The organism is Bradyrhizobium sp. 76 (assembly GCF_023073025.1).
Classification (GTDB): domain Bacteria; phylum Pseudomonadota; class Alphaproteobacteria; order Rhizobiales; family Xanthobacteraceae; genus Bradyrhizobium.
In genome coordinates, this window is sequence record NZ_JADPIS010000130.1 from 1 (window position 1) to 11829 (window position 11829).

The following is an 11829-nucleotide window of genomic DNA, read 5'->3' on the forward strand; positions in this document are numbered from 1 at the left end:
AAGCTCGAAATTACATCCAACTCTACCGCGCCGCTCCAAAAACGACCGGCGGAAAAATGAAAATTCTCCATTCCAAGGTTTTTCAGCAGACTGCTAGAGCGGATGGGCCGGGACAGTCGCACTGCCTCACTTGCGCGCGCATCATCAACCGGCCTTCACGGCGAGTGCACGGCGGTGGACCTAAGGGCGAGTACTCACAAAGGCACATCTTACAAAGCCTGAGCGTTATTCCTCGTCAGCAGATCGAGCACGGCTCGCTGATCCAAACTTCATCTACCGCAGTATCCTTGGTTTAATAAGCCACGTTGACGTTCCCAGGCGATTCCGTCCTCAGCGAACAGTTCTGGGAGACCATCGCCTGTCCCCGTCTTATGGACCCGATGGACGAGCGAGCGACCTGATCGTGATATTCCCGGGCCGGGCACTACGGCATGGCAAGCAACCCGCGGGCCTAGCCGTCCTGTGTGAGCTTGGCACCGGCAGGCGATTGCTTGATCGACTTGCCAGAGCGCTTGGCCAGCACAATGCCGGCGCGCTGCGGATCATTCGTGATCTGTAACAGTGACCTTCACTGTCGAGTAGATGCAGGTCGAACTTCCAACCCGGCGGAACGGATTCTGCGTCATCTCGGACGCCTCGCAACAAATCCAGGCAAGATGTGGAGCTTTCTGCCGGAGCGTCAGGCAGGGCTCAGAGGCTGTATGAATAGCGGCGAGCGTCTACTCGATGTCCGTCAAGACGCCTTCGAGCACCATCTCCACAATCTATTGCCAGAACAAACGTTCAGGGTCGGCGTTCAGAACCGCTGTTGCCAGGCCAAGCCGTTGATGGGTTGAATGCCACTCCCAAACGCCCGTGCGGTGATCTTTGCGGAGCAGCTGCCATGCCGCCCCAGTCCTATCGTGGTGCAGCAGCGCGACCTCGACCGAGGCCGCCCTCCGCATTGATATTGCCTGAGCAGCACGGGCTCTCGACCAGATAGCCGCCAGCAACCGCTGTCACCTTTGGCGAGACATATCGGTAGTGCTCGCGCTTCTTCAGCGCGCGCACGATCCGCCACCGGTCGAGCTCGTTGGGATGCGCAGGCAATCCAGAATGATGTCGTCTGATGATTGCTGCGTTCATTGCGCGATATCCTAGACTGCAGAGATTTCTGCCTCGAGGCAGCCAACCACCAACTGCTTGCCGAAGTCGACCATATAAATGGGTAGGTTCGCTTCCGTATGGCGACCGACCTGGACGATCTGACCAATATACCCGACGCTGACCAGACACTCTTCCGCCGACGCGCCGGGAAAGGAACCGTCGTTGAGCAGATCGATCGCCGCCTTGACACGTTGGCCTGACCGGTATTTTGGCGATCTGGGTTCGATCATCGGGGTGCCGCTCCTGGCAACAACGGCTCCTCGCCTTCGTGGCTTGGCGTGACTAGATCGAGCTCCTTGCATTTCATGCCGACGCGATTGCCGGAGCCGAGGAATTCGACTCCATAAATATAAAATTGTTGCAGGAACGTGCCGATCGAGACGACATAGCCAAGCTCTCCTTTCTTGACCAGAACCTCACCGATCTCCTTGCCCACATAGGTGCCGTCGTTGCGGATGGTGCGGTTGGCCCGCACGTTGTCACCATAATCAAAGAAGGGGGCGTCCGTCAGCTCGACGATGTCACTATCACGGGCGATGTTGCTCATGCTGCCGTCCCCGCTCCATGGTTCAACTGTACCGCGCCTCGCGAGCGCCCGGGCTTACGAACCGCCCTATCATGATGCTCGATGGACCCCCTCCATTCCCGCACGGCGGCGCTTGGGGTCACGGATTGCATGAGCCTGTCGGGATCCCGGTGCAGCAACATCAATGCCCGCAGCCTAAAATCCAGATGCTCGAGATAACTATCCGTGAGCCCATGGTTGATGTTGAAGAAGCCATCGACGCGGCACGCGCGTCTGTGATGGAGCCGGGCGTGCTTGAGCCGGCCGCGAGCCGCGTGCTTCAGCGCGGGAAGCGCACAGCTGACAGAGTCGACCTGATTACCCCGGCAACCGAGGGCATTGTGGACGTCATCACTCACGGTCCCGCCCATACGCTCGAGCGTGCCGAACAATACCTTGGCGCTAGCATGGTCCGCGGGACAAAGCACCAGCAGCCTCCGACAGTTGCCGTCCTTCGCCGGGTTGCCCGAGACGCACCTGCAAGTCGGCAATAGGCGTTGAGCGGGAACAGGAAGACCCGCACGAGGTGCTCTCATGGCAGCCGAATTCCAACTTGGTGGCGCCGACCGCACCGGTGGCAGGAAATTCGTTTCCGCATCACGTGATCGGGTCCGAACGCCCTGCCGTGGCGCAGGTGTATTTCTGCACTTTCATCGAGGTGATAGGATAGCCCTGTCGCCCTGTGATGATGCTTAGCCGGCTCGATACCGTGCGACCAAGACACGGCTCGGTGAGGACGCCCTCTCTCGGATGACCAACTGAAGAAGGCCTCGGGCATGAATGTCGCCTGTTCAATGATGGCCGCACGTGACTGGATTGATATCGTGGAAGACGGGTCAGCCCTTTGTGGGTCCATCGGCGAAATTGATCCTTGACGCCCAAGACAGCGGCCTTCGGGTCGACAGGAATAGCTCGAGCGCTCCCGCCCACGTGCGCGTTGCCAGAATATGGGTCGACAACTGGCGAAAAGGTTAGCGACCAGGGAGAGCCGTCCACCCGGTCTGAGAAGGGGAAAGTCGTGGCCGGCGCCTCGTGAAGGCGGAGCATCATCCGCCCGAGTTTCTGAACGAGTGTCGTAGTGACATCCATCGTGGCCCTCAAGCAGCCTGGTGACGCGGCAGCGCCGTATCAAGCACGCATGTATTGTCAACCGGGCAAACCGCCACGCATTGGGGCTCATCAAAGTAGGCGGCGCACTCGGTGCATTTCTCAGGATCGATCAGGAAAACGCCGGCTCGCTCGGAAATAGCGAAGTTCGGGCACTGCGTTTCGCACGCCGAACAGCCCGTGCATTGCGAGGCGATGATCTTGAACGGCATTGTCTGAACCCATCCTCAGGCGGCGGAAATCAGCGCATTGCGGCGGGCCGCCGGATCGACCCGCTCAATGTGCTTGATCTTCCCCTCATTGACTTTATGGAGATAGAGTTTGAACCAGGCGATCGCCGAGCCATCAATGAACTCCCAGGCGTACTGATCGACCGGTTCGATTCCGGCCTTGATCAATTCGGCCTTCGGGCAGCCGCCGATTTTTGACACGAGCACGGCATGGCAGTCGTTAATGGCATCGATGGCGATTTCGAGCTTGCTGTCCTCGCCATCGCCGCCCTGGCAATAGGAATGAATAGGACGATGGCCAACGAATTTTGCGCCCGAAGTTGAGAGCTCGTAGATCTGGAACTCCTTGGCATGACCGAAGTGCTGGTTGATCAATCCCGAGCCCTTGGTTGCAACCGCCACCAGCACCTTGATTTCGCTGGACGCGCTGGCAAGCCCAGCAAGCTGCTCCTGCTTGGCCGCAAGCTTTGCAATGCGCGCCTTCTCGACTTTGGCCTGATACTCCTTTCGGGCCTGTTCATCATATTTGATGTCCATGGCCATGATCTTTTCCATGGTGAACTCGGCGCCGCGGTCCTCCCCGAGCAGTCCGACGGCGTCGGCGCGGCACTGGCGACAGTGACGCATCATGTTCATCTCGCTTTCGCAGCTATCCTGCAATGCTGTCACTTCCTGTGCGGTCGGGCCGCGTTGCCCGCTGAGACCGAACACGGTGCCGTGCTCGGGTGACGAAATCAGCGGCATCACGTTATGCAGGAAGGCGCCGCGCGACTTCACGGCCTTGTTAACCTCAACCAGATGCTGATCGTTAATCCCGGGAATCATCACCGAGTTGACTTTGCACAGGATGCCGCGCGCGGTGAGCATCTCCAAGCCCTGGAGCTGCCGATTGCTGAGGATGCTTGCAGCTTCAATGCCGGTGTAGCGCTTGTGGCGGTAAAAGATCCAGGGATAGATTTTTGCGCCAATATCGGGATCGATCATGTTGATCGTGATCGTCACGTGATCGACCTTAAGTCTTGCAATCGTGTCGACATGATCAGCTAGCGCCAGACCGTTGGTCGAGAGGCACAGCTTGATATCTGGCGCGAGTTTATTGACGAGCTCGAAGGTCTTGAATGTCTTGTCCGGATTCGCCAGGGGGTCGCCAGGGCCAGCAACGCCGACCACGCTCATCTGAGGGATGGCGGAAGCGACCGCCAGCACCTTCTTGGCGGCCTGCTCCGGCGTCAACTTCTCGCTGACAATGCCGGGGCGCGATTCGTTTGCGCAATCGTATTTACGATTGCAGTAATTGCACTGGATATTGCAGGCGGGTGCGACGGCGACATGCATCCGGGCATAATGATGGTGCGCCTCCTCGCTGTAGCAGGGATGGTTCTTCACCTTTTCCCAGACCTCATTTGGCACATTGCCGATGCGGGCCTGAGATCGGCACCTGGCCTTGCCGCTCCCACCGACCGTACCGCAGCTGTTGTGCTTAGCCATGACTTGCATGGTCTCGCTGATCTCGCCGCCGCCGCAGGCTACCTGGTGTTGCGCTGAAGTACTCATTTTTCCAATTCTCTTCGCAAGCCGAATCCTTCCAGCAAGCATCCCCAGAGTCGTTTCTGAAAAGCCAAGAGCAACTGGCGTGCCATACCTGCCACAAACGTATTTTGTGTTTCGCGTCAAGCAGTTAGGCACCGTCTGTTCGAATGTCCGTTTTATCAACTCATGTTCGAAAGCTGACAGAATTGCGATCACAAGAGCGCCCGGCAGCGCTATTACGAGGGCGGTACGCTGGTTCATCTATGCCCTTGGGCAAAGAGCATGGCGGCTGGTGTCGTTGAAAGTTGATCTTGTCGCCGAAATGTGACGCGTATGCAAAGCACAATCCGCAAAAGACGTTCCGGACGCTTTGAAGGACAACTTGAACCGGCGATGCTTCCTAGATGCAGACAAGAAACCCGTTACCGACCTATGTCGTGAAGATCACGCGGGCCCCTTCCTGACACTCCGGACGCATTGTCGGGCAGGTGAAGAGAAAACGCCTGGTGCCCAGGGTCCCCACGGCCACGGATTGGACCGTGCGTCCAAACGTTGGTAGGCATCTCGAGTAGGTGGTGCGGGTGTGGACACCTCAGATTCGTAAAGCTGCAGCCGCCTCGGTCGACATCGCACGAACTGCCGTCCAACAACTACACTACGTCGCTGACGTCCTCGGTATCCAGCCAGCCGATCCTGCTCTTCAGGAAACGCAGGCCCAGCACCAACAAGCCGGCCTGCTCCCTGTTGTCCTTGCCATAGCCGTGGCCGCCGGCGGCATGCTCGTATAAATAAGCCTCATAGCCCATCGCCTGCAGCTTCGCTGCCATTTTGCGCGCATGTCCGGGATGGACGCGATCGTCCCGCCGCCTGGTGGCCATCAGGATCGGTGGATAGGACTGCCCGGGTCTTGCGGCATGATAGGCAGAATAGGTCTTCAGCCACTCCCACTCCTCAGGGTTGTCGGGATCGCCATATTCGGCGAGCCAGTTCGCCCCGGCGAGCAGTTTGGTGTAGCGGCGCAGGTCGATCAGCGGGACGGTGCAGAACAGTGCGCCAAAGAGCCCAGGATATCGCGTTAGCATGTTGGTAATGAGGATGCCGCCGTTCGATCCACTCTCGGCCCCGATCCGCTTGGCCTGTGTCACGCCGCGCTTAACGAGATCGGCGGCGACGGCTGCGAAATCGTCATGCGACAATCTCTTGCCGGCCAGCCGGCCGGCGTCGTGCCAGCGCGTGCCGAACTCACCGCCGCCGCGCAAATTTGCCTGAACCGTGGTGCCGCCGCAGTCAAGCCAAAGCTTACCGAGCGCGGAATTGTAATAAGGTTTCACGGAGATTCCAAACCCGCCATATCCGCTCAGATGGACCGGCGCGTTGCCGGTCTGTCTGACCGGCCCGGTCTGTAGGTAGGGAATTCGCTCGCCGTCGATCGAGATGGCCTCGTGCCGCGTGACCACGCAGTGCTCTGCGGCAAACGTCTTCGGCGCCTGCTTCAGCACGGCGGGACTGCCCACGCCCCGCTCCAGCAGGATGAGAGACGGCGGGGTGAGCGGATCCTCGACGTGAGCCAGCAAGTCGCCATTGCTCTCGGACGGATTGCGATCGAGAGACCAGATGTCAACGACGCCAAGATCAGGAAGCCCGCCCAATTGCTCGCCGTTCCAGCGATGATCGGATGGCGTGCAGATCTCGAAGACTGGGCGGAGTTCGTCGAGAATACAAAGCACAAGCTTGCCCGCACTCCAAAAGAAGCTCTGCAGCGCACGGCGCGGGCCCGGCTCGAAGAGAATCTCGAACTGGCGGCTGCCCGCCAGGAATGCCGGCAGCGCGATGACGAGCACCGTATCCGCGGCATAGGTGTGCCCTGCCACAGACCAGGATTCGCGCGGCTTCAGGGCAAGCCAGTTGCGATGCGACCGCATCCAGATGTTACTTGGCAAATCGAGCCTCGTCTTGGCTCCCGTTTCATCGCCCAGCCAGACCACGCAATTGGAGACGTCTGTCGCATCGAGGAACCAGATCCTGGGCGGCACGACAGTGTCGTCAACACTGCAACCGACTGACACATGAGCGGCCTTGGTCTCAAAGATCACTTCCGCGTTGTCAACATGCGTACCACGCCGCCACAGCCTCACCGTGCGCGCATAGCCCGTGGTCGCGGCCATGCCGTCACCATGGGAGCTTAACAAGACCAGCGTATCAAAATCGAGCCATACGCCGCTGCCTTTGGCTTCCGGCAAGACAAAGCCGTCGTGGATGAAGAGCTTCGTGTCTGAGTCGAATTCACGCAAGGTGACGGCATCGCTTCCGCCGCGCGATAGACTCAAGATCCATCGCGAGTGATTTCCAGGCGGTGCGGCCGTAGCGTTCAGAAGCCAGTCTTTGCCTTCGCTGACCGCAAGTTGATCGAGGTCGAGCAGGATGTCCCATGATGGCTTCAGCCTGCGATACTCTTCCAGAGTGGTTCGCCGCCAGAGGCCGCGTGGATTATTGGCGTCCCTCCAGAGATTGTAGAGATACTCGCCGCGCCGGCTGACATAGGGGATATTGTCAGGTCGGTCGTAAATCGCTGTCAGCGCATCTCTGTCTCGTTCGGCTGCGGGTCCGCCAAACACCTCCAGGGTTCTGCTATTCTGCCGCTCGACGAAGTTCAGCGCCCGCGCGCCTTCTATTTGTTCCAACCACAGATAGGGATCATCGTCAGGAGCGGAGGGCGTTGGCCTTCCAGTTCGCGAGTCGTCGACGCTCCTTGTATGACGATGCGTCATTTACAACCTTAGTCTTCGCGCAATTCGACTGATTCAAGGATTTGCATCGCGACCGTTGCATCACGATTTGCGAGCTACGACTTGGCCCGGTGCGAGATCCAATCCTCTCGAAACTGCATCTTGCGGAGTTGCAGCGATTGGCCTGACGCTGTGAAGATGTGCGGAATGTAACGACCGGGCTGGCGATGTAGCACAATGGGCCCTCGCGAGGCCTCCCCGGCAACGCCATCTCGCTGGCCCAACAGTGCAGGCCTACGCCGAGTATTGCGTTTGACACCATGCGTCGGCGCCATCTTGGGTCCCAAGGACGGTTCGACCGCTTCCGGAGTCATCGGCAGGTTCGGCTGGAACCTTCGACCACGCCAAGCCAAAGCCAGGGATTGATGTGGCCTTCCTCGCAAAGGCCGGACCGCTACGCCAAGAACAGCTTCCGCATCCGCTGGTTTGGCGAGGTTCTGTGGAGTCGCAGCATTCATCATTCGGTTGCTTCGCCGTCGCGCTTCCTGGCATTGATCGTAATTGGAAGGATGGTGTCACTCGCCATCGCGGGTAGGTCGAGCACCCACCCGTTCGCGATTCTAATCCAACCACCCCACAGCGTCTCGTGCTCACATTCGACAATCGACTCCTCAAGATCCTTCTTGGGCACATAAATCGAAAGCCCCGTCTCGGGCGAACGGCGAATCATGACCTTCATAGGAGCTCCGCAACTTGTGAGCTCTCGCCCGCGCGCTCCTGACACGCACGCCACAAGGCTCTCTGTTTGGCATTGATGTCCGCCAGGACTTGCAGGACACGATCGATCTCACCCGGCGCCGTCTCGCGCGACAGCGAGAAGCGAACCGCACCGCGCAAAAAGGCCGGTGGTACTCTCATCGCGCGCAGGACATGGGACGGCTCCATCGAACCGGACGCGCAGGCTGAACCGAGCGAGGCGGCAATTCCGTTGCGGTTCAGGTGGTCGACGATGGCCTCTGCTTCGAGATGCTCGAATGCGATGTTGGACGTATTTGGCAAGCGGTTCTTGATATCACCAAGCACGATGCAACAGCCGAGAGCGAGTATGCCTTGCTCCAGCCGGTCGCGAAGCATGCCAATCTGCGTCTGCTCTTGTATGAGGTGTGCCGCAGCGAGTTCCGCCGCCTTGCCCAGCCCAATAATGCCCGGAACGTTTTGGGTGCCAGCGCGGCGATGCCGCTCCTGTGCGCCGCCGAAGATCAGCGGTCGGAACCTGGTGTCCTTGCGCACATACAGCGCGCCGATCCCCTTCGGACCATGGAGCTTATGGCCGGAGAGCGACAGCATGTCGACGTCCGTAGTCTTCAGGTCAATCGGAATCCGCCCGACCGCCTGGACCGCATCGGTGTGAAAGAGCGCGCCGACTGAGCGCGCCATCTTGGCCAGGGATTTCACCGGAAAGATCGTACCGGTCTCATTATTGGCCCACATGACCGAGGCGATTGACGTCCGCCTCGACAATGCGTTGCGATAAGCCTCGATGTTCAATCGGCCGCTTGCATCGACCGGAATGACATGGGTCTTGATTCCGCGTCGGCCCAGCTCCTCGGCAAGGGACAGCACGGCTGGATGCTCAACGGCCGTAGTGACGATCTCGTCGCGTCCCTCCTGCACGGCGAGCGCGGACAGGATCGCGGTGTTGTCGGATTCAGTCGCGCCCGAGGTGAAGACGATCTCGTGATCGAATGCCGCGCCAACGAGAGCCTGCAGCTTCCGGCGCGCTTGTTTCAATGCGGGCGCAACCTCAATGCCGAATGCATGCCCGGACGACGCATTGCCGAATTGCCCAGAGAAGAACGGCAGCATTGACGCGACTACCGATGGATGTGCACGGGTCGTCGCGTTGTTATCCAGGTAGATCGGCTGCATGGACTGTCCGCTCTGCACTTAAGGCCCCTCTTTGGCAGCTGCGGGGAGCGGGATCAGGCGGACGAACTCGCCGAGCCGCTCGATCAGGCGCGCCTGAATGGCCGCGAGCGTCGTTCCCGCAAGCTTGCATAACATGCAGGCGCCGGTGAGCCTGACCATGATCTTGTTGCCTTCGATTCCGACGAGCTCACAATCCCCACGATCACGCCTGAGGCTTGGCCGAATCTCATCGAGCACGGCACGGACAATCCGCGCGCGATCGGAAGCCTCTGCACTCGAAGACTGATTCGTTCGTTCAGCCTTCAGGCCCATGTTCGATGCTCCTTCCATTGCGAATGGTCCGAAGGCGGCTCAGCTGAACGATTTGCCGCAGGAGCAGCTCGATTTGGCATTTGGGTTATCGAAGCGGAACCCTGATCCTTCGAGCGACACCACGAAATCGATCGTGGTGCCGTTGAGATGCGCCCGGCTCGCCTTGTCGACGAAGACTTTGATCCCGTCTTGCTCAAACACGGGCTCATCGGAGACCGGCTCATGAGCAAGACCCATTTTGTACGTGAACCCTTGGCAACCGCCGCCTTCGACCATGACCCGCAAACCGCTTGCAGGCTGGGCCGTCGAGGAGATTGCGGCCTTCAGTGCGTTGATGGCGCTGTCCGTTAGGCTGATCATTTCTGGCTCGCTCTCAGTATCTGTCGGAGGCACAATTCGCAAATCCCATGCCAATCGAGATGCAGCTGAAATCCATTGGTTTTGAAGGCGGCGACCATTCGATTTGCGACCTGTCTGGTTTGCGACAGGCGGCTTTCGGGCGTCCCGCCCTTATCCGGCCGAGACCTCGTGATGGTGCCAGCACGTATTATCCCTGCACATTGCGCCAATCCGCCGCTTACCGTGTGCGTCGCTGCAGACATGGGCGCACGGCAAACAACTTGCATAAGGTCAGCGGACACGCCGCATTGGCGATGCATGTACACGACAGATTGATGAGGAGCCTTCCATGACGTCCATCGACAACACCGCTCTTGGCCAGTTGGACAAGGAGGGGCGGTTGCTGAATGCGGTGCTTAAGACCGAGACAACGAAGCCGGGGCGATTTGGATTTCGGGGCGACATCGCGCTGAAGTTCCAAGCCCAGCTCGCCGACGAAAAACGACCGCCGGACTATTCCATTGAACAAGTTCTTGCAATCGCGCAGGAAGGCGAACCGACCATCCCAGTCCTTGCCGGATATCTGCATTCGTTCGCATATCTACCTCAGGCCGCAAAGGTTCTGGATGGCAGGCTGAGCCCCAAAGGCAGCTATTTCATTTTCTGCAACAACATTGATCTGCTCGCGAAGTACCGCACCAAGATAGGCGACATCACCTTCCGCATTCTGCCTTGCGACGAATCAACTGTGTGGAAGGAGATGATGGACCTCGCCGGCGTCGACAAGAATGACATCAAGAAGCTCGGTACGGCCGGTAGGCTCGACTACCTGCTCGACGCGGCCAAGGACATCGGTGGATCATACACGGAAGTTTCATACGAGGACGGACTGGCCAAAATGGAGCCGGTGAAAAACAGACGCGAAAACCGCCCCGTCTGAGGCAGACCTCTCTCTCTCGCCAGCTCGACGACTATGCCGCGGAGAGAGTCACTGCGCCCGCTTCACCGGGACTGGCTCTGACAAAACCCTGGTGATGGACTACCGGCCTCCCTTTCGGGAGATCACACGGCACTCTGCTACTCGTGTGTCGGCCAAGAGCACTGTCGTCAACTGCACTGAGGGCCGGCTGGCCACGACCGTCCGCCTGACTGCATCCATGGGGATCCGGACAATCCAATGCTGATCGGATGATGGTCGCGGTCACATTTCAGAGGGCGGATCGCCGATGTATGGTTCGGCTTTGGCGCTGTGCTCCAGGCCTTTGCCAGCCTGCGTAGCGCAGAGATGTCGCGCGTTCGATGCTCGCCAGCCGAAATTATCGGCGAGCTGCGCCCATGAATGATGGAGACCGAGGGGGACTAAGTAACGCGCACGTTTGCATCGTTCCAGAGAACCCAGGGAGCCAGTGTCAAGCGGTTTGCCTCGTACATGCAATTCCGCAGAGCCGTAAAATGCGACAGCGGGGTGCCGGTTGGTCGAGCCAGGCCAAGCGATAGCTGAGCAGACTTGGCCGCACGTCTTCAATGTTGTGAGAACGAAGCGAAGCTATGCAGCATGCCGCAACTGAATCTGTCCTGGGAAGTTGCTCCAGGTCGCGGATCGCGCGGCCGACCCGCCCATGCCACGACGCCACTTCACAGTTCTGACGTCCCTGCCGATGGCTGGAAGCACTCAAAAGGGCCCGATGCGATCGGCGATCTGCTGTATGGGCTGGATCTCCATGGCAATATGAAACCAGTCGATGATGTGGGTCGTTGGTTTCGGCATGGCGCGGGGCAGCCGCTTTAAGATTTCGGCCCCGTCCGAGATCACCGTCACATTCCCAAAGCCGCCATATCCGACTTCCTAGGGTCTGTTGGGATTCATCTGGAGTTTATCGCGGCCGCGGCCAGATAGATCATTGAAGTGAAGCTCTGGTCGGTCTTGTCGGCGCGCATTGCGATG

General features: G+C 59.1%; 12 protein-coding genes and 1 pseudogene. 2 read left to right on the plus strand and 11 right to left on the minus strand.

Annotated elements, in window-relative coordinates:
* A partial coding sequence (locus IVB48_RS33145) for a hypothetical protein (RefSeq protein WP_247406761.1) occupies positions 1 to 296 on the plus strand: 296 nt, incomplete at its 5' end.
* A gap of 468 nt (positions 297 to 764) precedes the next feature.
* Here the strand turns inward: IVB48_RS33145 and IVB48_RS33150 are convergent.
* The 10 genes and pseudogenes from IVB48_RS33150 to IVB48_RS33195 form a co-directional block, all read right to left on the minus strand.
* Positions 765 to 1125: pseudogene (locus IVB48_RS33150) on the minus strand (hypothetical protein).
* Positions 1126 to 1136: 11 nt separating this feature from the next.
* On the minus strand, positions 1137 to 1376 hold the full coding sequence (locus IVB48_RS33155) for a nitrogen fixation protein NifZ (RefSeq protein ID WP_247347531.1): 240 nt from the start codon (positions 1374 to 1376) through the stop codon (positions 1137 to 1139).
* Entirely contained in the window at positions 1373 to 1693 is a 321-nt protein-coding gene (locus IVB48_RS33160) for a nitrogen fixation protein NifZ (protein ID WP_247347529.1), read from the minus strand. The genes IVB48_RS33155 and IVB48_RS33160 overlap by 4 nt, the downstream gene beginning before the upstream one ends.
* Positions 1694 to 2808: 1115 nt before the next feature.
* Positions 2809 to 3030, minus strand: coding sequence for a 4Fe-4S binding protein (locus IVB48_RS33165; protein ID WP_247299039.1), 222 nt, complete (start codon positions 3028 to 3030; stop codon positions 2809 to 2811).
* A gap of 15 nt (positions 3031 to 3045) precedes the next feature.
* Positions 3046 to 4602, minus strand: coding sequence for a nitrogenase cofactor biosynthesis protein NifB (nifB, locus tag IVB48_RS33170; protein WP_247406765.1), 1557 nt, complete (start codon positions 4600 to 4602; stop codon positions 3046 to 3048).
* Between the two features lie 626 nt (positions 4603 to 5228).
* Entirely contained in the window at positions 5229 to 7346 is a 2118-nt protein-coding gene (locus IVB48_RS33175) for a prolyl oligopeptidase family serine peptidase (RefSeq protein ID WP_247347526.1), read from the minus strand.
* 475 nt (positions 7347 to 7821) lie between these two features.
* On the minus strand, positions 7822 to 8043 hold the full coding sequence (gene nifT, locus IVB48_RS33180) for a putative nitrogen fixation protein NifT (RefSeq protein WP_247336471.1): 222 nt from the start codon (positions 8041 to 8043) through the stop codon (positions 7822 to 7824).
* Complete coding sequence (gene nifS / locus IVB48_RS33185) at positions 8040 to 9233, minus strand: cysteine desulfurase NifS (RefSeq protein ID WP_247347524.1); 1194 nt, start codon at positions 9231 to 9233, stop codon at positions 8040 to 8042. The genes nifT and nifS overlap by 4 nt, the downstream gene beginning before the upstream one ends.
* Positions 9234 to 9251: 18 nt before the next feature.
* Positions 9252 to 9545 carry a NifU family protein gene (locus IVB48_RS33190; protein WP_247406768.1) on the minus strand — a complete coding sequence of 98 codons (294 nt, stop codon included), beginning with the start codon at positions 9543 to 9545 and terminating at the stop codon, positions 9252 to 9254.
* A gap of 39 nt (positions 9546 to 9584) precedes the next feature.
* The gene (locus tag IVB48_RS33195) at positions 9585 to 9905 is read right to left on the minus strand and encodes an iron-sulfur cluster assembly accessory protein (protein ID WP_018457691.1); all 321 of its coding nucleotides are present in this window, start codon (positions 9903 to 9905) and stop codon (positions 9585 to 9587) included.
* Positions 9906 to 10233: 328 nt separating this feature from the next.
* Here IVB48_RS33195 and IVB48_RS33200 point away from each other — a divergent pair, with 328 nt between their 5' ends.
* Complete coding sequence (locus IVB48_RS33200; protein WP_247406769.1) at positions 10234 to 10824, plus strand: hypothetical protein; 591 nt, start codon at positions 10234 to 10236, stop codon at positions 10822 to 10824.
* Positions 10825 to 11556: 732 nt separating this feature from the next.
* On the opposite strand, the gene IVB48_RS33205 is transcribed toward IVB48_RS33200, so the two are convergent.
* Positions 11557 to 11703 carry a hypothetical protein gene (locus IVB48_RS33205; RefSeq protein WP_247347514.1) on the minus strand — a complete coding sequence of 49 codons (147 nt, stop codon included), beginning with the start codon at positions 11701 to 11703 and terminating at the stop codon, positions 11557 to 11559.
* Positions 11704 to 11829 lie beyond the last annotated feature (126 nt).